Source organism: Actinosynnema sp. NPDC023587, from assembly GCF_040640215.1.
GTDB lineage: Bacteria > Actinomycetota > Actinomycetes > Mycobacteriales > Pseudonocardiaceae > Actinosynnema.
Genome location: NZ_JBFABG010000009.1, coordinates 282,262 through 305,121, shown reverse-complemented (window position 1 = coordinate 305,121; position 22,860 = coordinate 282,262). Strand labels below are relative to the sequence as shown.

Annotated in this window: 10 protein-coding genes; all 10 read left to right on the top strand. The window is 75.4% G+C overall.

Features of this window, described 5'->3' with window-relative positions:
• Positions 1–110: 110 nt before the first annotated feature.
• The 10 genes from AB0G01_RS24185 to AB0G01_RS24140 all read left to right on the top strand — a co-directional run bounded on the left by AB0G01_RS24185 (position 111) and on the right by AB0G01_RS24140 (position 22,853).
• Positions 111–1,298 carry a metallophosphoesterase gene (locus AB0G01_RS24185; protein WP_360949150.1) on the top strand — a complete coding sequence of 396 codons (1,188 nt, stop codon included), beginning with the start codon at positions 111–113 and terminating at the stop codon, positions 1,296–1,298.
• A gap of 313 nt (positions 1,299–1,611) precedes the next feature.
• Complete coding sequence (locus AB0G01_RS24180; protein ID WP_360949148.1) at positions 1,612–1,827, top strand: MbtH family NRPS accessory protein; 216 nt, start codon at positions 1,612–1,614, stop codon at positions 1,825–1,827.
• A 72-nt stretch (positions 1,828–1,899) separates the two neighbouring features.
• Positions 1,900–7,674 (top strand): amino acid adenylation domain-containing protein, encoded by a 5,775-nt coding sequence (locus AB0G01_RS24175; protein WP_360949146.1) that lies wholly within the window; start codon positions 1,900–1,902, stop codon positions 7,672–7,674.
• Positions 7,671–10,778, top strand: a complete 3,108-nt coding sequence (locus AB0G01_RS24170; protein WP_360949144.1) for an amino acid adenylation domain-containing protein — start codon at positions 7,671–7,673, stop codon at positions 10,776–10,778. The genes AB0G01_RS24175 and AB0G01_RS24170 overlap by 4 nt, the downstream gene beginning before the upstream one ends.
• A gap of 73 nt (positions 10,779–10,851) precedes the next feature.
• Positions 10,852–12,204, top strand: a complete 1,353-nt coding sequence (locus tag AB0G01_RS24165; protein WP_360949142.1) for an NAD(P)/FAD-dependent oxidoreductase — start codon at positions 10,852–10,854, stop codon at positions 12,202–12,204.
• On the top strand, positions 12,204–12,884 hold the full coding sequence (locus AB0G01_RS24160) for a DUF6875 domain-containing protein (protein ID WP_360949140.1): 681 nt from the start codon (positions 12,204–12,206) through the stop codon (positions 12,882–12,884). The genes AB0G01_RS24165 and AB0G01_RS24160 overlap by 1 nt, the downstream gene beginning before the upstream one ends.
• A gap of 1 nt (position 12,885) precedes the next feature.
• Positions 12,886–16,179 carry an amino acid adenylation domain-containing protein gene (locus AB0G01_RS24155; protein WP_360949138.1) on the top strand — a complete coding sequence of 1,098 codons (3,294 nt, stop codon included), beginning with the start codon at positions 12,886–12,888 and terminating at the stop codon, positions 16,177–16,179.
• Positions 16,176–17,465 (top strand): MFS transporter, encoded by a 1,290-nt coding sequence (locus AB0G01_RS24150; protein WP_360949136.1) that lies wholly within the window; start codon positions 16,176–16,178, stop codon positions 17,463–17,465. The genes AB0G01_RS24155 and AB0G01_RS24150 overlap by 4 nt, the downstream gene beginning before the upstream one ends.
• The gene (locus AB0G01_RS24145; protein ID WP_360949134.1) at positions 17,462–21,850 is read left to right on the top strand and encodes an amino acid adenylation domain-containing protein; all 4,389 of its coding nucleotides are present in this window, start codon (positions 17,462–17,464) and stop codon (positions 21,848–21,850) included. The genes AB0G01_RS24150 and AB0G01_RS24145 overlap by 4 nt, the downstream gene beginning before the upstream one ends.
• Before the next feature lies 1 nt (position 21,851).
• Positions 21,852–22,853, top strand: a complete 1,002-nt coding sequence (locus tag AB0G01_RS24140) for a methyltransferase (protein ID WP_360949132.1) — start codon at positions 21,852–21,854, stop codon at positions 22,851–22,853.
• Positions 22,854–22,860: the final 7 nt, after the last annotated feature.

Sequence of the window (22,860 nt, the reverse complement as noted above, 5' to 3'; positions counted from 1 at the left end):
CAGGCGGGCCGGCGGGTGGCACCACAGCGCCCCTCCCGCCGCCCCTCCCGCCGCCCCTCCCGCCGCCACTCCCCGAACAGCCGCCACACCCGACCTCTTGCGGAGACGCCATGGCCCACCCGGACCCGACCACGTCCGACGCACCGGTCCGGCCCGGGACGACCCGGCGGCGGGTGGTGTCCGGCCTGGTGCTGGTGTCGATCACCGCCCTGCTGTTCGCGGTGCCGTGGGCGGGGTTGTTCGCGCCGGGCGCGGAGTGGCCGACGCCGGTGGTGGTGGTCGGCACGGCCGCGTTCGCGCTGACGGGTCTGGCGTTCCCGGTGCTCCTGGTGCGCTCGCTGGGCCGCCGGCACTCCGACCGCGCCGCCCGGATCGCGCTGCCGCTGCTCGGCGTCGTGTGGATCGCGTTCGCCTGGGCGCTGATCACCCACGTGCTGCGGCTCGTGCTGGCGGTCGCCGGCGTGGAGAACCCGTTTCGGGCGCGGTTCCTCGCGGTGCTGCTCGCCGTGATCGTGGTGGGGCTGGCGGTGCACGGCCACCACGTGGCGATGCGGGTGCCCGGGGTGCGGCGCGCGGACGTCGTGCTGCCCCGGCTCGACCCGGCGTTCGACGGGCTGACCGTGGCCGTGCTGGCGGACACCCACTACGGGCCGATCGACCGCACGCGGTGGTCCCGGGGCCTGGTCGCGGCGGTCAACGAGCTGGGCGCGGACGTGGTGGTGCACGTGGGCGACCTGGCGGACGGCACCGTGGAGCAGCGCCGCCCCCAGTCCACCCCGCTGGGCGACGTCCGGGCGGGGCACCGGTTCTACGTCTCGGGCAACCACGAGTACCTGAGCAACGCCCAGGCGTGGATGGAGCACATGGAGGAGCTCGGCTGGACCAGCCTGCACAACCGGCACCGGGTGCTGGAGCGCGACGGCGCGCGGCTGGTGTTCGCGGGCGTCGACGACATCACCGCCGTGCACTCGGGCGAGGCGGGTCACGCGGCCGACCTCGACGCGGCGCTCGCCGGGGTGGGGCCGGAGGACCCGGTGGTGCTCCTGGCCCACCAGCCCGGCGAGATCGGCACGGCGGTCGCGGCCGGGGTCGACCTGCAACTGTCCGGGCACACGCACGGCGGCCAGATCTGGCCGTTCCACCTCCTGGTCCGGCTCCAGCAACCGGTGCTCCACGGGCTGAGCGACCACGGCGCGCGGACCCGGCTGTGGACCAGTCGCGGCGCGGGCTTCTGGGGTCCGCCGTTCCGCGTGTTCGCGCCCAACGAGATCTCGTTGCTGACCCTGCGGTCCCGCTGAGCCCTCCCGGCGGCCCGCCGCGCGGGGAGGACGGCTCGATTCGACGTCCGGGGTCATTCGCCGGCGCGGCCCCGGACCACCGGACAACCCCGCCCGGCGGGGCGGAACCATTCCGACCGCGCGCCGGACGGAATGGTTCCGCGACCGGTCGACCACACCGCGTGACGACCCATAGTCAATTCGAATAGGGCGGGGCCCGATCGTCGGAAAATGGCTGGTTCGACCGTTTAGTGGATTCCAGTGGTGTCCGCCCGACGCGTAGCTTTGACGGACGGCAACCCGTCCGCCGACGGAGGGCAGGAGAACGAGCGTCATGGGCGTCGAGAACGCGGAAACACCCCAATTCCTGGTCGTGGTGAACACCGAGGAGCAGTACTCGGTCTGGTTCGCCGACCGCGACCTCCCCCTGGGCTGGCACGCCGAGGGCACTCGCGGGACCAGGCAGGAATGCCTGGACCACATTACGCGGGTGTGGACCGACCTGCGCCCGCGCAGCGTGCGCGAACACCTCGCCGCACACGGCGGCTGAGCCGGCCGGCACCATTCCGCCACCCGGTAATGCGGGTGGCCCGACGCTGCCCGGAAATAGGTCTCCTATTCCGTGCGCGGACCGACCGGCACATTAGTGGGGGAGGCTTTGGTGTACACGGATCCGGTTGTCCGGACCACACCGGCACTACCGTTGCAACGCGGAATGATCGCGGCCGGCCTGCGCGATCCGGAGGCGGGCACGGACGTCATCCAGTGCGTGCAGCGGTTCGCCGGGCCGTTCGACGCCGGGGCCTACCTGGCGGCGTGGCGGGCGGCGGTCGAGCGGCACCCGGTCCTGCGCACCCGGTTCCGCTGGCGGCCCGACGGCGACGCCGAGCAGGTGCCCGGCCCGGCGGCCGACGTGCCGATGGTGGTGGACGACTCGGTCACCGACCTGGCCGCTTTCCTCGCGGCCGACCGGAAAGCCGGGGTCGACCCGGTGGGCGGCCCGCCGCTGCGGCTGCGCGTGCTGCCCGGCGACGTCGTGGTGGCGACCTTCCACCACGCGATCCTCGACGGCCGGTCGCTGGCCCTCCTGCTGTCCGAGATAGACGACGCCTATGCCTCCGGCGGCACGGCGCGGTTCGCCGCCCGGCCCGAGTTCGCCGACTACGCCCGCTGGTACGCCGAGCGCACCGCGCCGGAGCACCCGCGGGCCGTCGCCGACCGGCGGTTCTGGGCGGACGAGCTGGCCGACCTGCCCGAGCCCGGTCCGCTGCCCCTGGAGCACGGCGGGTCCGCGACCCCCGTGATGGGCACGGCCGCGCTCGACCTGTCCGACGCCGAGACCGCGTCGGTCCGGGCGCTGGCCGACGCGGCGGGCGTCACGGTGAACACGGTGGTGCTCGCCGCCTGGGGTCTGCTGCTGACCACGCACTCGGGCACCGGCGAGGCGGTGTTCGGGGTGACCCGGGCGGCCCGCCACGATTCGGTGCCCGGCGCGCAGGACATGGTCGGCCTGCTGCTGGCCACCGTCCCGCTGCGGCTGCCGGTGGACCGCGACCGGCCGGTCACCGAGTGGCTGCGCGACGTCCGGGAGGGCTCGGTCGCCGCGCGCGACCACCAGTTGTGCCCGCTGCCGGACATCCAGCGCGCCGCCGGCCACGAGACGTTGATGCGCAGCCTGGTGCTGTTCGAGCACCGCGAGATCAACACCGTGCTAGCCGCGCGGCCGACCGCGCCCCCCGGACGGCACGTGGAGATCCTGCGCAGCCCGGGGTACGCCATGACGCTCTACGCGTTCGCCGAACCGCACCTGAGCCTGCGGCTGATCCACGACACCACCCGGTTCCCGGACTGGGCGGCGGGCGCGCTGCTGGCGCAGTTCCGCGAACTGCTGGCCGGTCTGGCTGAAGCGCCGACCAGCCCCGTCCGGGAGCTGACCGAACCGCGCGGCGCGGAACTCGTGCGCGTGCTGGAGAAGTGGAACGACACCGCCGTGGAGTACCCGGCGGACGCGACGGTGCCCGACCTGTTCGCCGAGCAGGTGCGGTCGCGCCCGGACGCCGACGCGGTGCACGACGGCGCGCGCTGGCTGAGCTACGCCGAGCTCGACGCCCGGTCCGACCGCCTGGCGCACGCGCTCGTCGCCCGAGGTGCGCGGCCCGACCAGCCGGTCGGGTTGGCGCTGCCGCGCGGCGCGGACCTGGTGACCGCGATGCTCGCGGTGGTCAAGACCGGTGCGGCGTACCTGCCGCTGGACCCGGGCAACCCGGCCGCCCGCGACGCCGCGGCGCTGGCCGAGTCCGGGACGGCGCTCGTGGTCACGGACGGGGACCGCGCGCTGCCGGCCGGGGTCACCGCGCTGGCGCTGTCCGAAGTGGACGGACCGGCCACGCCGCTGCCGAGGGTCGCGCACCCCCTGGGCGTGGCGTACCTGAACTACACCTCGGGTTCGACCGGCCGGCCCAAGGGCGTGGCCGTGCCGCACCGGGGCGTCGTGCGGCTGGTGAGCAGCCCGACGTTCGCCCGGTTCGGCCCGGGGCAGACCTTCCTGCACCTGTCGGCGACCGCGTTCGACCTGACCACGCTGGAGGTGTGGGGCGCGCTGCTGACCGGTGGCCGGGTGGTCGCCGCGCCGGACGGGCCGCCCGACCCCGCCGTGCTGGCGGACCTGCTGCGCGAGCACCGGGTGACCGTGCTGTGGCTGACCGCCGGGCTGTTCCACCAGCTCGTCGCGCACGCGCCCGAGGTGCTGGCGTCGGTCGACCAGTTGTTGGCCGGCGGTGACGTGCTCGCGCCCGACGCGGTGCGCGCGGCCCTGGTCGCCCGCTCCGGCAAGCCCGTCGTCAACGGCTACGGACCAACCGAGAACACCACCTTCACCACGTGCCACGTGCTCACCGACCCCCGGCAGGTCGGCACGACCGTGCCGATCGGCACGCCGGTCCAGCGCAGCACGGTGTACGTGCTCGACGAGCGGCTGCGGCCGGTCCCGGTCGGCGTGCCCGGCGAGCTGTACACCGGCGGCGCGGGCCTGGCCCGGGGCTACTGGGCGGACCCGGCGCTGACCGCGGCGAAGTTCGTGCCCGACCCGTTCGGCGGCGAGCCCGGCGGCCGGCTCTACCGGACCGGCGACCGGGCCCGCTGGCGGCCCGACGGCGTGCTGGAGTTCCTGGGCCGCGCGGACCAGCAGGTCAAGGTGCGCGGGTTCCTGGTCGAGCCGGCCGAGGTGGAAGCGGTGCTGCGGGCGCACGACGGCGTCGCGGAGGCCGCCGTGCTGCCGGTCGGCGACGGCGACGCCCGGCACCTGGTCGCCTACCTGGTCGGCGACGCCGACGTGGCCGACCTGCGCCGGCACGCCGAGGAGCGGCTGCCCGCCTACCTCTGCCCGGCCCGGTACGCGGTGCTGGCGGCGCTGCCGCTCAACCGCAGCGGGAAGGTGGACCGGGCGGCGCTGCGCGCGGTGCGGCCGGACGGGGTGCGGGCCGACACCCGGACCCGACCGCTGGAGGGCACGCAGTCGCGGCTGGCCGCGCTGTGGCAGGTCCTGCTGGGTGCCGACGACGTGCACGCCGAGGACGACTTCTTCGCCGTGGGCGGCAACTCGCTGCTGGCCGTGCGGCTGGCGTTCCGGGTGCGCGAGGAGTTCGCCGTCGACGTGCCGGTGGCCGAGCTGCACCGGGCCCGGACGCTGGCCGCGTGCGCCGAGGTGGTCGACCGCGCCCGGTCCGCGACCCCGGGCGGGGGCATCACCCGCCGCGACCGGACCGCCTACCTGGTGCCCGCGCAGCGCACGCCCGAGCAGACCACCGAGCCGACCGCCGAGCCGACCGCCGCACCCGGGCGGGACGCGGGCACCACCGGCGGCCGGACGGCGGCGGACCACCTGGTGCTGCCGCACGGCACCGGGAACTGGGCCGCGTGGCGGTGGGTCGAGCTGCGCGGCACCGGCTTCGGCATCGAACCGCTGCTCGCCGTCGCCAGTCCCGACGCGGCCCGCGCGGCGGACGCCGTGCTGGCCGCCGACGACGTGCTCGGGCAGGCCCGCTGGGCGGCGTTCCGGGTGCTGCGGACGGTGGAGGACCAGGCCGAGGGCGACGAGCGCTCGGCGCTGCGCAAGATCGGCAGGCTGGTCCGCAAGGGCCGGTTCGCCGAGGCCCGCGACGCGCTCGCGCACACCCCCGAGGTGGCGGACGCGCTGGCGGACGCCGCGCGGGCCGCCGGGCACCACCAGGCCGCGCTCGCCGACTACACCGCCCGCTTCGAGCGGGGCCGCCGGGAAGCGGCCGAGGTGCTCCGCGTCGTCAGCGGCGACGCGAAGTTCCGGGAAGCCGTGGCGTGGCAGAACCCGCGCGCGCTGCAAACCGCCGTCGACGCGTTGCACAAGGCGTTGAGCGGGCTGCGCGGCACCGGGCGCAACGTCGACTACCGGCGGTGGGAGCACACCGTCGTCAGCTACTTGCAGCGCTACTGCGCCAAGAACGACACCATCGGGTTCTTCGGTCCGGTCGGCTGGGCGCGGGTGCGGGACGACGCCGCCGCGCCGCTGGTGTGCCGGCCGGGACCCGGCCTGGTCGACAAGCGCACCACGTACCTGGAGAACTGGGCCGTCCAGCAGCTCGCCGAGTCGCTGACCACCGACGAGGTGCGGCCGTGGGCCGTGCCCCGGCGGATGCCGTTCGTGTCGGTCGTCGGCGACGTGCTGCACGTGCCGCTGACCGAGCCGATCCGGCTGCCCCGGCTGGACGCCGCCGTGCTGGCCGCGTGCGACGGCCGGCGGCGCGCGCACGACATCGCCGGCCACCTCGGCGCGGACCGCGCGGAGGTGCTGGCCGTGCTGGAACGGCTGCACCTCGGGCGGCGCATCGCGTGGACGCTGGAGGTGCCGCCGTCGGCGCTGGTGCCCGAACTCGCGTTGCGCAGCCAGATCGACGGCATCGACGACCCCGACGTCCGGCGGCGCGCCGCCGACGCCGTGGACGAGGTCGTGGCCGGCCGGGACCAGGTCGCCGCCGCCGTGGGCGATCCGGACCGGCTGGTCCACGCCATCGCCGAGCTCCAGGAGCGGTTCACCGCGATCACCGGTGCCGAGGCGGTGCGCCGGCCGGGCCTGTTCTACGCGGGCCGCACGCTGGTGCACGAGGAGTGCCACCGGGACCTGGAGGTCGACCTCTCCCCCGCGCTGCTGGACACCCTGTGGCCGGCGCTGGAACTGGTGCTGGAGGCCGCGCGCTGGTTCACCTGCGCGGGCTCGGCGCTCTACGCGCGGGCGCTCAAGGAGGTCTTCCGGGAGCACGCCGGGGGGCGGAAGTCGGTGCGGCTGGCCGACTTCTGGATGTGGGCCAACGACACGATCTTCCGGCTGGACGACCGGGTGGTCGGCCGGCTGGTGATCGCGCTCCAGGACCGGTGGGCGACCGCGCTCGGCCCGCACGACCCGGCCGAGCGCCACGTCCGGCGTTCCGTCGCCGACGTGCGGGAGGCCGTGCTGAAGCTGTTCGCCGCGCCCCGGCCCGGCTGGCGCGGCGCGGTGCAGCACAGCCCCGACGTGCTGATCGCCGCGAAGGACGCGGGCGCGGTGCGGGCGGGTGACTACCAGTGGGTGCTGGGCGAGGTGCACCCCGGCGTGAACACCATGCGCTCGGCGCTGTTCGTGTCGCAGCACCCGGACCCGGCGCAACTGCACGAGGCGATGCGGCGCGACATGGGCGGGCCGCGCGTGGTGCTGACCACGACCCGCGAGCAGGGCGGCACGCCGCAGCGGCTGGCCGACGCGCTGGTGCTCCCGGAGGACCTGCGGATCGCGTTCGGCCACGACTCGTGCGGGGCCGACATCCACGGCGCGGTGCCGATCGGCGACTGCGAGGTGGTGGAGGACGACGGGAAGCTGCGGGCGCGCAGCGCCGACGGCCGGGTGGACCTGGAGCTGGTGGAGCTGCTCAGCGAGCAGATCATGGCGCAGCTCGTGCAGAAGTTCCGGCTGCTGCCCTCGGGCGAGCACACGCCCAGGGTGAGCCTGGACCGGCTGGTGGTGGCGCGGGAGGGCTGGCAACTGCCCGCCGCGCGCAGCCGGTTCGCGTTCGCCGCCGACGAGCCGGGGCGGTTCCTGGGCGCGCAGGCGTGGCGGCGGGAGCACGGGATGCCCAGGTTCGTGTTCGTGAAGAGCCCCGTCGAGCACAAACCGTTCTACGTGGACCTGGAGAGCGGTCCGTCGGTCGAGCTGTTCGCGCACGCCGTGCGCGCGTTGGAGCGGGAGCAGCCGGATTCGCCGATGGGCGTCGGCGAGATGCTGCCCGGCCCCGACCGGCTGTGGTTGACCGACGCCGAGGGCAACCGGCACACCGCGGAGTTCCGCTTCGTCGCGGTGGACCGCCGGGGTTGGCGCAAGGGAGGAACGCGGTGAGCACGGTGATCCCCGACGGACGTGAGGTGTTCCGGTTCCCCGCCTCGTCCGGCCAGCGCCGGCTGTGGCTGCTGGACCAGTTGATGCCCGGCCCGGTCTACAACATCGGGTGGCGGGTGGCGTTGGCCGGCCCGGTCGACGCGGCGGCGTTGCACGGCGCGCTGAACGCGGTGGTGGCGCGGCACGAAGCGCTGCGCACCCGGTTCGCCGCCGAGGACGGCGTGCCGGTGCAGGTGGTGTCCGCGACGTGGCCGGTGGACCTGCCGGTGCGCGACGTGGCCGAGGACGAGCTGGACGAGGTGGTCCGCGACCTGGTCGGGCGGGTGTTCGACCTGCACGCCGGACCGCTGCTGCGGGCCGACCTGCTGCGGCTGCCGGACCGGCACGTGCTGGTCCTGGTGCTGCACCACGGCATCGCCGACGGCTGGTCGTGCGCGGTGCTGTTCGACGAGCTCGCCCGGTACTACGCCGGTGAGGGCGGGTCGCTGCCCGAACTGCCCGTGCAGTACCCGGACTACGCGGTGTGGCAGCGGGAGCAGGTGGAGGGCGACGCGTTCGCCGCCGACGCCCGGTACTGGCGCGAGGCGCTGCTGGACGTGCCGACCGTGCTGCCGCTGCCCGGCGACCGGCCCCGGCCGGACACGCCGAGCGGGCGCGGCGCGGAGTTCCGCCGCGAGCTGGCGGTCGGCGACGGCTCGTTCGCGACGCTGCTGGCGATGTTCCAGTGCGTGCTGCACCGGGTGACCGGGCAGGCGGACTTCCTGGTGGCGACACCGGTCGCGGCGCGCACCCGGCCGGAGACCGAGAGCCTGGTCGGCTTCGTGGTCAACACGCTGCCGCTGCGGGCCCGGTTCACCCCCGAGACGACCTTCGGCGAGGTGGTCGTGGCCGCCGAGACCGCGACCGTGTCGGCCCTGGAGCACCAGGACCTGCCCTTCGAGCAGGTGGTGGACATCGTCGCGCCGCAGCGGACGCTGGCGCACGCACCGCTGGTGCAGGTGATGTTCGCGGTGGAGCCGCTGCCGCCGGTCCGCGTGGCGGGCCCGGTGACCATGCGGCCCGAGCCGGTCGCCAACGGCGGCGCGAAGTTCGACCTGTCGCTGACCGTGGAACGCGACGGCGACCGGTGGTTCGGCCGCTGGCAGTACGACGCGGAGCTGTTCGACGAGGACACCATCGCCGCGCTGCACGAGGTGTTCGCGGTGATGGCCCGCCACACCGACCGCGCGGTGAAGGTCGCCGAGCTCCCGCTGACCGGTGACACGCCGGTGCAGGAGACCGCGCCCGTCACGCGCACGGCCCTGGAGCTGGTCGTGGCCGCGCTGGCCGCGCACCCCGACGCCGTCGTGGACACCCTGACCTGCCGGGAGATCGACCTGGCCTCGAACCGCCTGGCGCACGCGCTGCTCGCGGCGGGCGCGCGGCCGGACGAGCCGGTGGCGCTGTGCCTGGGCCGGGGCGAGCCGACCGTCATCGGCATCCTGGCCGCGTGGAAGGCGGGTGCGGGCTACCTGCCGCTGGACCCGTCGTGGCCGACCGCGCGGCTGACCGCGATGGCCTCGGACGCGGCGACCCCGGTCGTGGTCACCGACGGCCGCTCGCGGGCCGGGTCCGCCGGGCTCGACGGGCCGTGGCGGCAGGTCGACCTGGACACCGCGACGGGTCCGGACACCCGGCCCCGGGCGGTGCCGCCGATCCCGGAGAGCCTGGCCTACATCATCTACACGTCCGGGTCGACCGGGCGGCCCAAGGGCGTCCGGGTGACCCAGGGCGGCCTGGCCACGCTGCTCACCGCGATGGACGCCCTGCTTTGCCTGTCCCCCGCCGACCGGCTGGCCTCGATCAGCACCCCGGCCTTCGACGTGTCCACCGTCGAGATGCTGGTGCCGCTGCTCGGTGGAGCCCGCCTCGTCCCGGTGGCCGCCGCCGACGTGGCGGACGGGAGCCTGCTGCGGCAGCGGATCGCGGAATCCGGCGCGACGGTCGTGCAGGGCGGTCCGGCGAGCTGGCGGATGGTGGTCGCGGCGGGCGGCGTGCCCGCGCACGTGCGGCTGCGGGTGACCGGCGGCGAGGCGCTGACCCGCGACCTGGCCGACGACCTCCAGTCCGACGGCGCGACCCTCGTCGACGGCTACGGCCCCACCGAGACCACGGTGTACTCGGCTGCGGGCGTGGTGCCGCGCGGGCCCGCGCCGATCCGGCTGGGCGCGGCGGTGGCGGGCACGACGCTGCACGTGCTGGACCCGCTGATGCGGCCGGTGCTGCGCGGGCTGGTCGGCGAGCTGCACATCGGCGGCGCGGGCGTGGCGCGCGGCTACCAGGGGCAGCCCGCGATGACCGCGGACCGGTTCCGGCCCGACCCGTTCGGCGCGGGCCGGCTCTACGCGACCGGCGACCTGGTGCGGCTGCGCGCCGACGGCCGGCTGGAGTTCCTGGGCCGCGCCGACCGGCAGGTCAAGGTGCGCGGATTCCGCATCGAGCCCGGCGAGGTGGAGGCCGTGTTGCGCGGGCACCCCGACGTCGCGGACGCGGCGGTCACCACCTGGTCGGCCGGCGTGGCGGACGTGCGGCTGGTCGCGTACGTGGTGCCCCACGCGGGCCGTTCGCTCGACGCGGTGCGCCCGCATTTGGCGACGAAGCTGCCGGACTACATGATCCCGGCCGCGCTGGTGGTGCTCGACGAGCTGCCGCGCACCGGCACCGGCAAGACGGACCGGGCCGCGCTGCCCGAGCCCGAGTGGTCGACCTCGGACGTCGAGCACGTCGAGCCGCGCGACGAGACCGAGGTGCGGCTGGCCGAGATCTGGCGGGCCGTGCTGAGCATCCCGGTGGACGGCCCGCTCGGCGTGCACGACAACTTCTTCGCGCTGGGCGGCCACTCGCTGACCGCGACCCAGATGCTGGCCCGGGTGCGCACCGCGCTGGGCGCGGACCTGCCGCTGGCGGCGCTGTTCGCCGCGCCGACCATCGCGGGCCTGTGCACCGCGCTGGCCACGGCGGGCGAGGGCCTGCGCGGCCCGGTGCCGCTGCTGGACCAGTTGGACGACCTGTCCGACGCCGAGATCGACCGGCTGCTCGGCACGTTGGGCGACGACGACCGGTGAACCAGGCGCAGCACGCTACGGGGGAAGCCATGGAGGACAACGCACTCGTCCCGGCACCGCACCGGAGCCGGCCATGACCGGCGCGGTGGTGGTGGGCGCGGGCCTGGCGGGCTCGCTCGTCTCGGTCTACCTGGCCCGGCGCGGGTTCTCCGTGCGGGTGCTGGAACGGCGCGAGGACCCGCGCACGCCCGGCGTCCGGGAGTCGGGGCGCTCGTTCAACCTCGGCATGTCCCAGCGGGCGGCGGTGGCGCTGCGGGAGATCGGGTTGTTCGACGCGCTCGCACCGGCGACGGTGCCGATGCGCGGGCGGGTGGTGCACCTGGCCGACGGCTCGCTGCGGTTCCAGCCCTACGGCACGGAGGAGGACCAGGTCCTGCACTCGGTGCTGCGGCACGACCTGAACGTGGCGCTGATCGACGAGGCCGAGAAACGGGGCGTGGAGTTCCGGTGGGGCCACCGGGTCACCGCCGTGGACCGGGACGGCCCGTCGGTCACCACCACCGGTCCACAGGGGACGGTCGAGCACGGCGCGGACCTGCTGATCGGCGCGGACGGCGCGTTTTCCGCGGTGCGCGCCCAGTTGGCGCGCGGCGCGCGGACCACCCTGCACCAGGAGTTCCTGGAGTGGGGCTACAAGGAGCTGCTGATCCCGGTCGGCGACGGCGGCCGGCCGCGCACCGAGCTGCGCGCGCTGCACGTGTGGCCGGGCGACGACGGGCTGATCGTGGCCCACCCCAACGTGGACGGCTCGCTCACCGCCACGGTGTTCCTGCCGTTCGGGGGTTCGGCGGGGTTCGCCGGGCTGGACACCCCGGCGCGGGTGCGCGACTTCTTCGCCCGCGCGTTCCCGGACACCCTGACCCTGGTCCCGGACCTGGTCGAGCAGTTCCTGGCGCGCGACGCGGCCAACCTGGTCACCATCCGGACCGAGCCGTGGCACGTGCCCGCGGGCGACGGGCGCGGGACCGTGCTGCTGGGCGACGCGGCGCACGCGGTGTACCCGTTCTTCGGGCAGGGCATGAACGCGGCGTTCGAGGACTGCTCGGTGCTCGACCGGTGCCTGGCCGCCCACCCGCGCGACCTGCCGGGCGCGCTGGCCGCGTTCGAGAAGGCCCGCCGGCCGCACACCGACGTGCTGGCGGAGCTGTCCAAGCGCAACTTCGTGGAGCTGCGGGACAAGGTGCGCTCCCCGCTGTTCCTGGCCCGCCGGAAGGCGGACCTGCTGCTGCACCGGGCGTTCCCGCGCTCCTGGGTGCCGCTGTACACGCTCATCACGCACACCACCGTGCCCTACGGCGAAGCCCTGGCCCGCGCCCGCCGCCAGGACCGCCTGCTGGGCGCGGTGACCGCCGCGCTGACCGGCGCGGCGCTGACCGGGCTGGCCCGCCGGTTCCGACGCCGTCGCGGCGCAAGGCAGGTGGGATGATGCTGATCCACCCGACCCGACCGGCGCACCCGCTGGTCGAACCGGCGGATTTCGCCGCCGACCGGCTCCCCGGCCCCGTCGCCGCCCACGAGGAGGCGTTGCGGGCCGTGCACCGGTGGTCCCGGGAGTACCTCTGCGAACCGCACCCCGACCTGGGGCGGCGCGGGGACGTGTGCCCGTACACCGGGACCTCGTTGCAGAAGAACGTGTTCTTCCTGTCGGTGCACCCCGGGCGGCCGACCGACCCGGCCGAGCTGGCGGACCTGCTGCTGCACTACCGGGACTGGTTCGCCGAGCTGGAGCCGACCAGCGGCCCGGCGGCGCAGTTCAAGACGATCCTGGTGCTGTTCCCCGACCTCGGCGGGGACGGCGGCTTCGACGTGGTCGACCGCACCCAGGAGATGCTCAAGGTCGAGTACGCCGACCACGGCCTGATGCTCGGCGAGTTCCACCCCGGCCCGCCGGACAAGGAGGGCCTGTGGAACCCGCGGTTCCGGCCGTTGAGCAGCCCGGTGGCGCTGCTCGGGATGCGGCACATGGTGCCGACCGACTTCCCGTTCGTGCGGGGCGACGACGTCACCCTGGCGGTCTACCTGCGCCTGTTCGGCGAACGCGTGCCGACCCACCTGCGGCGGGAAGTCCAGGCCGCCGCCGACCGACTCGCCACGTCCGGGAGCTGACATGACCGACCCCGACGCCGAATCCGCCACGCGCAAGCGCGAACTGCTGGCGCGCAGGCTGCGCGAGCGCACGGCGAAACCGGCCGCCTACCCGCTCTCGTTCGGCCAGCAGCGGCTGTGGTTCCTGGACAAGTTCTCGCCGGGCGGCGCGGTCTACAACATCCCGTTGGCGCTGCGCCTGCGGGGCGTGCTGGACCGGGCCGCGCTGCGGCGCGCGCTGGACGGCGTCGTCGCCCGGCACGCCGCGCTGCGCACCACGTTCCCGGACTCGGGCGGCGAGCCCGTGCAGCTCGTGGCCCCGACCGGGACCGCCGCGCTGGTCGAGCACGACCTCTCTGACGGCGACCGGGACGCGGTGGCGCAGCTGTTCGCCGACCAGCGCGGCGCGGACGGGTTCGACCTGCACCGCGGCCCGCTGTTCCGGACCGAGCTGGGCCGGTTCGCCGAGGACGACCACGTGCTGGTGCTGAACCTGCACCACATCATCTCCGACGCGTGGTCGCTGTCGGTGCTGCTCGCGGAGATCGGCGAGGGGTACGCGGCGGCGGTCGGCGGTCGGGAACCGGTGCTGCCGGCGCTGCGCCTCCAGTACCCGGACTTCGCGGTGTGGCAGCGGGACCGGATGGGCGACGCGACCGCCGCCGGCCACCTGGCGTACTGGGCGGAGCACCTGGCCGGCGCGCCCGAGCTGCTGACCCTGCCGACCGACCGGCCGCGCCCGGCCGTCGCGTCCTACCGGGGCGCGCTGCTCCCGGCGGACGTCCCCGCCGCCGGCCTGGCCGCGCTGGAGGGGCTCGCCCGCGCGCACGGCGCGACGCTGTTCATGGTGCTGCTGGCCGGTTTCGCGGCCCGGCTCGGCCGGTTGGCCGGGCAGGCGGACGTCGTGGTCGGCACGCCGGTCGCGGGCCGCTCGCACGCCGACCTGGAAGGTCTGATCGGGTTCTTCGTCAACACCCTGGCGCTGCGCGCCCACGTGGGCGGCGACCCGACGTTCAGCGAGCTGCTCGGCCGGGTCCGGGAGTCCGCTGTGGACGGTCTGGCGCACGCCGAGCTGCCGTTCGAGCGTCTGGTGGAACACCTGCGCCCGCAGCGGAGCCTGGGCCACGCGCCGCTGTTCCAGGCCCAGCTCATCCTCCAGAACACCCCGCCGCTGGCGTTCGCCCTGCCCGGCCTGCGGATCTCGTCGATGATGCCCGACCCGGGGGTGGCCAAGTTCGACCTCACGCTGGCCGTGGAGCACCGCCCCAACGGGCTCGCGCTCGGCGTCGAGTACAGCACGGACCTGTTCGACGAGGCCACCGTCACCGACTTCACCGACCGGCTGGTCGCGCTGCTCCTGGCGGCGGCCGACCACCCGGACAAGCGGATCTCCGAGCTGGACGCGCTGACCGGGGTGCGGCGCTGGGAAGTCGTGGAGGGCTACAACGACACCGCCGTGCCGCTGCCCGACGCGACCACCGCGCTCGACCTGGTCGCGGGCGGCGCGGACGCCGTCGCGGTGTCGGGCACCGACGACCCAGAGCTGACCGGCCCAACGCTGACCTACCCAGAACTGACCTACCCAGAGCTGACCTATCCAACGCTGACCTATGCCGAGCTCGACCGGCGGGCCGGCCACGTCGCGGCGCTGCTCCAGCGGCACGGCGTCCGGCGCGGAGACCTGGTGGCGCTGCACCTCCCGCGCACGCCCGAGCTCGTCGCGGCGGTGCTCGGGGTGTGGCGGGCGGGGGCGGCCTACGTGCCGCTGGACCCCGGTTGGCCGGCCGGGCGGCTGGCGCTGATGCTCGCCGACTCCGGCGCGGCGGTCCTGCTCTCCGACCCGGGATCGGACCCGCCGGCGTTCGACGGCCCCGTGCTGGCGCTCGCGGACGCCGAACCCGCTGTGCCGCGACCGGTTCCGGTGACCGGCGAAGACCTGGCCTACGTCAGCTACACGTCCGGGTCGACCGGGACGCCCAAGGGCGTCGAGGTGCCGCACCGGGCGGTGGTCAACCTGCTGACGACCTTCCAGCACCTGTTCTCGCCCACCTCGCGGGACCGGCTGGCGGCGGTCACCACGCTGTCGTTCGACATCTCGGTGCTGGAGCTCCTGCTCCCGCTCGTGGCGGGCGCGGAGGTCCTCGTGGTGCCGGGCGGCACGGCGGCCGACGGGGTCGCGCTGCGGCGGCTGCTGGCCGACCGGCGGGTGACCGCCCTCCAGGCCACGCCCGCGACCTGGCGGCTGCTGCACGCGGCCGGCGGCGTGCCGGCGTGCGTCACGACGCGGATCAGCGGCGGCGAGGCGCTGCCCCGCGACCTCGCGGACGACCTGCTGTCCGACGACTCGGTGCTGTGGAACGCCTACGGCCCCACCGAGACCACGGTGTGGTCGGCGGCCGGTCTGGTCGACCCGTCGCCCGCGCCGGTCGTGATCGGCCCGCCGATCGGCAACACCCGGCTCTACGTGCTGGACGGCCGGCTGGAGCCGGTGCCGCCCGGGGTGGTGGGCGAGCTGCACATCGGCGGGTCGGGGGTGGCGCGGGGCTACCACGACCGCCCGGGGCAGACGGCGGACCGGTTCCTGCCCGACCCGTTCGCGCGCACGCCGGGCAGCCGGCTCTACGCGACCGGGGACCTGGTGCGCCACCGCGCGGACGGGACGCTGGAGTTCCTCGGCCGGGCCGACCACCAGGTCAAGGTGCGCGGCTTCCGGATCGAGCTGGGCGAGGTCGAAGCGGCCCTGCTCGCCTCCGCCGAGGTCCGCGAGGCCGTGGTGGTGCCCCGGGACGCCCGGCTGGTCGCGTACCTGGTGCCGGCGAAGCGCTCCGAGGACCTGTGGGCCCGGCTGCGCGCGGACCTCGCGCTGCGGTTGCCCGAGTACATGGTGCCCGCGACCGCCGTGCTGCTGGACGCGTTCCCGTTGACCCCCAACGGGAAGACCGACCGCACCGCCCTGCCCGAGCCCACCTGGGCGGCGGCCGGCGAGCGGGTCGGGCCGCGCGACGCCGTGGAGGAGGTGCTGGCGGGCATCTGGCGCGAGGTGCTGGACCTGCCGGACATCGGGGTGCACGACGACTTCTTCGCGCTGGGCGGCCACTCGCTGCTCGCCGCGAAAGCGCTGTCCAGGGTGCACGGCGCGTTCGCCGTGACCGTGCCCATCGGCCGGATGTTCGCCGCGCCGACCGTCGCCGGGATGGCCGCCGCCCTCGTGGCGCTGGACGAACCGGGGCGCGTCGCCGCTGTCGCCGAGCTGCACATGCAGCTCGCCGGGATGACCGACGAGGAGATCGACACCATGCTCGGGGAGGCACCGTGAAGCGGTTCGCCGTGGTCTGGGCGGGACAGCTCGTCTCGGTCATCGGGTCGGCGCTGACCGCGTTCGTGCTGGGGGTGTGGGTCTACCTCGGCACCGGGTCGGTCACCCAGTTCGTGCTCATCCAGTTCTGCGCGGTGCTGCCGGGCATCCTGCTCGCGCCGTACGCGGGCGCGTTCGCCGACCGGTACGACCGCAAGAAGATCATGCTGTGCGCGGACGTCGGCGCGGGCGTGGTGACGGTGCTGCTGCTGGTGGCGGTCGGCGCGGAGTCGCTGGCGGTGTGGCAGATCTACGTCGCCTCGGCGCTCACCGCGACGCTGAACACCTTCCACATCATCGCCTACCAGGCGCTGGTGCCCTCCCTGGTGCCCCAGAAGCACCTCGGCCGGATCAACGGGTTCATGCAGATCACCCAGGGCGTGCAGATCGCCGCGCCGCTGGTGGCGGGTGCGCTGCTGGGCCTGGTCGGGCTGCGCGGCGTGCTGGTGATCGACGTGGTGACGATGGTGTTCGCGGTCGGCGCGCTGCTCGTGGCCCGGCTCCCGGTGGTCACCGGGAGCGGCGCGAAGGGCGGCGGCCGGGACGGCATCGGGGCCGGGCTGCGGTGGCTGCGCGGCGCTCCGGGGCTGTTCGCGCTGTGCGCGGTGTTCGGCGTGTGGAACTTCCTGTTCGCCATCGCGGGCGGGCTGGTGCAGCCGCTGATCCTGTCGTTCTCCAGCCCGGCCACGCTGGGCGTGCTGATGGCGGCCGGTGGCAGCGGGTTGTTCATCGGCGGTCTGGTGATGGGCGCGTGGGGCGGCCCGAAGCGCCGGGTCCTGGGCATCTACCTGGGGTTGGGGCTGGGCGGGGTGTTCCTCGTGCTGCACAGCCTCGCGCCCTCGCCCTGGCTGATCGGGCTGGCCGCGCCGGCGTTCCTGTTCACGCTGCCGCTGATGAACACCTGCTGCGTGACGCTGTTGCAGACCAAGGTGGACCCGGCGGTGCTCGGCCGGGTGCTGGCGGTGGTGCGGATGATCAGCACGGCCGCGATGCCGATCGCGTTCCTGCTGATCGGCCCGCTGTCCGACGGCGTCGCCGAACCGCTGATGGCGGTCGACGGCCCGCTGGCCTCCACGGTCGGTGCGGTGATCGGCACCGGCGACGGCCGGGGCATCGCGCTGATCTTCCTGGTCGTCGGCCTGCTGATGTTCGCGCTGACCGCCTACGCCTGGTCGCGGCCCCGGCTGCGGGCCGTGGACGACCTGCCGGCACCGGTGGCCGCAGCGCCGGAGAGGACCCTCCCGTGACCGATCCGTCCGACCAGCGCCAGAAGCTGCTGGAACGCCTGCTCGCGCAGCGCGGCCTGGCCGCCGCCCGGCACGAGGTGCCGCGCCGGCCCGGGGGCGCGACCGTCCCCCTGTCCGGCAACCAGCGCGGCCTGTGGCTGACCGGCAAGCTGGGCCTCGACGCGGGCGCGTACGCCATGTACGCCCCGATGCGCGTCCGGGGCGACGTCGACGAAGGCCGGCTGCGGGCCGCCACGGCGGTCGTGGTCGCGCGGCACGAGGCGCTGCGCACCCGGATCGCCGAGCGCGACGGCGTGCCGGAGCAGGTCGTGTCGCCGCAGCCGGTGGTCGACCTGACCGCGACCGACCTGGGCGACCGCGTCCTGTCCGACGTCGTGGTGGCCGAGGTGGACGCGCCCTTCGACCTGGCGACCGGTCCCCTGCTGCGGGTCCGGCTGATCAGGGTCGCGCCGGGCGACTGCGCCGTGCTGGTGATCGGCCACCACATCATCTGCGACGACCTGTCGCTGGCCGTGGTGGCCTGGGAGATCGGCGACGTGTACCAGGGCGTCGACCCGGGGCCGATGGCCGCGCAGTTCCCCGACTACGCGCACTGGCAGGCCGGGCGGCTGGCCGAGGGCGAGCGGCGGCGGCAGCTCGACCACTGGGCGCACCGGCTGGCGGGCGCGCCGGAGGTGCTGGACCTGGCGGCCGACCGGCCGCGCACCCGGAACCGGACCGTCGCCGGCCGGACCCACCGGTTCACCGTGCCGGCGGAGCTGGCCACCGGCCTGGCCGACCTGGCGCGCGCCCACGGCTGCACCACGTTCGCCAGCCTGCTCGCGGCGTTCGCGCTGCTGCTGGGCCGCCGCGCGGGCGTGGACGACCTGGTGGTCGGCTCGCCGTCGACGCACCGGCCGTTCCCCGAGCTGGAGCGCTCGGTCGGCATGTACGTGACCACGACCGCGCTGCGGGTGGACCTGTCCGGCGACCCGACCGTCGGCGAGCTGCTCCGGCGCGCCAAGGACGCGGCGGTCGACGCGCTGGACCACGCCGAGGTGAGCTTCGACGAGGTGGCCGCGCGGATCGCGCCGCGCCGCGACCTCGCCCACCACCCGCTGTTCCAGGTGATGCTGGTGCTCAACCGGGGCGGCGGCCGGGACCGGTGGGCCGGGATGCCGGTGGGCCCGCTGCCGGTCGACCGGGCCACCAGCCGGTTCGACATCACCCTGCACGTGCGGGAGACCGCCGGCGCGTGGGACGCGCAGCTCGACTACAGCACCGACCTGTTCGAGCCGGACACCGTCGCCCGGCTGGCCGACCACCTGCTGACCGTGCTGGCGGCGCTCGTCGCGCACCCCGGGGCGCGGCTGTCCGCGCTGGACACCACGACCGGGGCGGACCGGCGCGCGGCCGAGGCGCTCAACGGCGGCCCGGTCGAGCCCGCCACCGGCGTGCTGGCCCGGATCGCCGAGCAGGTGGCCGCGCACCCGGACACCACGGCCGTGCTCGCGCTGGACCCGGCCGGTGCGGCGGTGGCCGAACTGACCTTCGCCGAGCTGGACCGCCGCGCCAACGGCGTGGCGCACGCCCTGGCGGCCCGGGGCGTCGGCCCGGAGACACCGGTCGGCCTGGCCCTCGCGGCGGGGCCGGACGCGCTGGTGGCGCTGCTGGGGGTGCTCAAGGCGGGCGGCGCGTACGTGCCGCTGGACCCGGCGCACCCGCCGGCCCGGCTCGCCGGGTTGCTGGCCGACTGCGGCGCGCCGGTCGTGATCGCCGCGCCGGGGGGCCAAGACCGGTTCGGCGACCACCGGGGCGCGGTGCTGGACACCTCGGACACCGCCTTCACCGGGGAGGCCGCCGAGCCGCCCGCGGTGGACGTGCCCGCCGGCGGGCTGGCGTACGTCATCTACACCTCGGGCTCGACCGGCGTGCCCAAGGGCGTGCAGGTGCAGCACGACACGCTGGCGAACCTCACCCGCGCGTTCGTCGACCTGCACGACTTCGGCCCGGGGCAGCGGATTCTGATGATCCCGCCGCTGAGCTTCGACGCGTCGGTGGGCGACGTGTTCCCGGCGTGGTGCGCGGGCGCGGCCGTGGTCGTGCACCCGGAGCCCGCCGCCGTGGACGGGCCGGAGCTGCTGCGGCTGTGCGCCGAGCACCGGCTGACCGCCGTGGACGGGCCCGCGCCGCTGTGGCGGCGGTGGGTGGCCGACCTGGCGGGCGCGACCGTCGCCGACAGCCCGCTGCGGGTCATGATGACCGGCGGCGAGGCCGTGCCGCCGCAGGCGGTCGCGGACTGGGCGAAGGCGACCGGGGTCGACCTGGTCAACCACTACGGCCCCACCGAGACCACGGTGTGCGCGACGGCCCACCGCAGCACCGACGGCTCCGAGGTCGACCACCGGGCGGCGACGCTGCCCATCGGCCGGCCGCTGGACGGCGTGCGCGCCTACGTGCTCGACGCGGACCTGCGGACCTCGCCGGTGGGCGTGCCCGGCCAGCTCCACGTGGGCGGGATCGCGCCCGCCCGGGGCTACCGGGGCGACCCCGCGCGCACCGCGTCGGCGTACCTGCCCGACCCGACCGTGCCGGGCGGCCGGATGTACCGCACGGGCGACCTGGTGCGGCTGCTGCCGGACGGCACGCTGGAGTTCCTGGGCCGGGTGGACGACCAGGTGAAGCTGCGCGGCCACCGGATCGAGCCGGGCGAGGTGCGGGCCGCGCTGCTCAGGCACCCCGGGCTGGCCGACGCGGCGGTGGCGGTGCGGTCGGGGACCCTGGTCGCCTACGTCGTGCCGCACCCGGACCGGGACGCGCCGGCGCTCGACGAGCTGCGGTCGTTCTGCGCCGGGCACCTGCCGGAGGCGATGCTCCCCGGCGCGCGGGTCGTGCTGGCCGCGCTGCCGCTCACCGCGCACAGCAAGGTCGACGTGGCCGCGCTGCCGGACCCGGACCTGGAGGCCGCGCCGTACGAACCGCCGCAGACGCCCGTGGAGCGGGTGCTCGCCGAGATCTGGGGCGAGGTCCTGCACACGCCGCTGGTCGGCCGGCGGGACTCGTTCTTCGGTCTGGGCGGGCACTCGCTCGTCGCCGCCGCCGTGCTGGCGAAGATCCGCGCGGCGCTGGGCGTCGTGGTGCCGCTGCGCGCCCTGTTCGCCACCACCGACCTGGCCGACCTGGCCCGGGTGGTGGAGGACGCCGCCACGTCGGACCACTCCTTCGCCGAGCGGTACCGGACGGGGCTGCCCTCCGCCGACGAGATGTGGGCCGACGCCCGGCCGCCGGACGACATCGTGGCCGAGCACCCGGTGCGGACCGGCCCGCCGCACCGGGTGCTGCTCACCGGGGCGACCGGTTTCCTCGGCGCGCACCTGCTCGCCGAGCTGCTCACCCGGTCCGACGCGGAGGTCCACTGCCTGGTGCGGGCGCACTCGCCCGCCGCCGCCGCCGAGCGGCTGCGCGGCAACCTGCGGCGGGCGCGCCTGGAGCTGTCCGAGGAGCGGCTGGCGCGGATCGTGCCGGTGCTCGGCGACCTGTCCACACCGCTGCTGGGCCTGGGCGGGCGCGGTTTCGACGAGCTCGCCGAGAGCGTGGACGCGATCTACCACAACGGCGCGCTGCTGAACTTCGTGCTGACCTACCGGCAGATGGTGCCGTCGCTGGTGAACAGCACGGCGGACGTCCTCCGGCTGGCCACCAAGTACGCCACCAAGCCGCTGCACCTGACCTCGACGCTGGGCGTGTTCCTGGGCACGGACTACGACGGGCGGCTGATCTCCGAGACCGACCGGCCGGAGGACCCGACCGGGCTGGACACCGGCTACAACACCGCCAAGTGGGTGGCCGACATGATGGTCCTGCTGGCCCGGGACCGGGGCCTGCCGGTGTCGGTGCACCGGATGGCCGCGATCGTCGGCGACGTGCGCACCGGCACCGCCAAGACCGACTCCTACCTGAGCCGGCAGATCCGGACCTGCGCGGCCACCGGGGTCGTGCCGCGCACCGGGGACGTGATCGACATGCTGCCGGTGGACCGGCTGGCGGGCGCGATCGCGGGCCTCTCGCTGCGGTCGGACCTGCACGGCCGGGACTTCCACTACTACCGGGCGGACGGCTTCGGCTACCCGGACCTGGGCGACGTGCTGACGTCGCTGGGCTGGCCGACCGAGGTGCTGGAGTACCCGGCCTGGCGGGCCCGGATGATGGACTCCCCCGAGAGCCCGTTCGGCCCGCTGGCCTACGGCCTGACCACCTCCGGCCGGCCGGTGCCCCGGTTCGACACCTCGGCCACCTGGCGGGCGGCGGCCGAGTGCGGGGTGGAGTTCCCGCCCGCCGACGCCACGATGATCACCCGTCACATCGAGTTCCTGGCCCGCGCGGGCGTCATGCCGGAGAGGTCCTGACATGCCACTGACCCTGCCACCGGGCGAGGGCCCGCCGTCCTTCCCCGACCTGCTCACCACCGCCGGGTACCGCGCGATGGCGGCGGCGCTGCGGCTGGGCGCGTTCGCCGCGCTGGCCGGCGGCCCGCTGTCCGGGCCGGACCTCGCGGCGGCGCTCGGCACCGACCCGCGCGGTACCGGGCTGCTCGCCGACGCGCTGGTCGCGTTCGGCTACCTGGAGCACGCCGAGGACGGCTACGCCAACACCGCGATGACCACCAAGTGGCTGTCCGGCAACGGCTACAGCCAGGTCGACCGGTTCTGGTCCACCGTGCTGTTCGAGTCCTGGGACGGGCTGGAGGAGTCGGTCCGCACCGGTCGGCCCGCGCTGGACTTCTACCGCTGGCTGGCCGAACGGCCGGAGACCCTGGCCCGGTTCCAGGGCATGTTGTCCGGGATGGCGGACACCATCGTCCCGGAGGCCGTCGAGGTCGTGCCGGTCGGCGGGCGGCTGCTGGACCTGGGCGGCGGGCACGGGAAGTACGCGATCGGGCTGTGCGCCGCGCACCCCGGGCTGCGGGCGACCGTGGTCGACCTGCCCGACGCGCTGGCGGTCGGCGGCCGGGCGGTCGCGGACGCGGGCCTGACCGACCGGATCACGCTGCGCGAAGGCGATTACGACGAGATCGACCTGGGCGCGGGCTACGACACCGCGTTGCTGTTCAACGTCGTGCACGGGCGCACGGCGGAGGCGAACCGCGCGCTGCTGGCGCGGGTCGCGGCGGCGGTGCGGCCCGGTGGCGCGGTGGTGCTGCTGGAGCAGGACGAGCACTCCACCGACCCGGCCTCCGACGTGTTCGCGCGGGTGTTCAGCCTCAACCTGTTCCACGGCCAGGGCGGACAGGTCTACGCTGCCGAGGAGGTCCGGACCTGGCTCGCCGGCGCGGGTTTCCCCGACACCACCACGCACCCCCTGCGCTCCGCTCCCGGGCAGTCGCTCATCATCGGTCGGAAATCTCCCTAGGGGGAAC

What these genes read in the sequence shown, in the direction of transcription:
- AB0G01_RS24155 (WP_360949138.1), top strand. Translation starts at nt 12,886, where the DNA reads ATGACCGACCCCGACGCCGAATCCGCCACGCGCAAGCGCGAACTGCTG.
- AB0G01_RS24140 (WP_360949132.1), top strand. Translation starts at nt 21,852, where the DNA reads ATGCCACTGACCCTGCCACCGGGCGAGGGCCCGCCGTCCTTCCCCGAC.
- AB0G01_RS24160 (WP_360949140.1), top strand. Translation starts at nt 12,204, where the DNA reads ATGCTGATCCACCCGACCCGACCGGCGCACCCGCTGGTCGAACCGGCG.
- AB0G01_RS24185 (WP_360949150.1), top strand. Translation starts at nt 111, where the DNA reads ATGGCCCACCCGGACCCGACCACGTCCGACGCACCGGTCCGGCCCGGG.
- AB0G01_RS24165 (WP_360949142.1), top strand. Translation starts at nt 10,852, where the DNA reads ATGACCGGCGCGGTGGTGGTGGGCGCGGGCCTGGCGGGCTCGCTCGTC.
- AB0G01_RS24180 (WP_360949148.1), top strand. Translation starts at nt 1,612, where the DNA reads ATGGGCGTCGAGAACGCGGAAACACCCCAATTCCTGGTCGTGGTGAAC.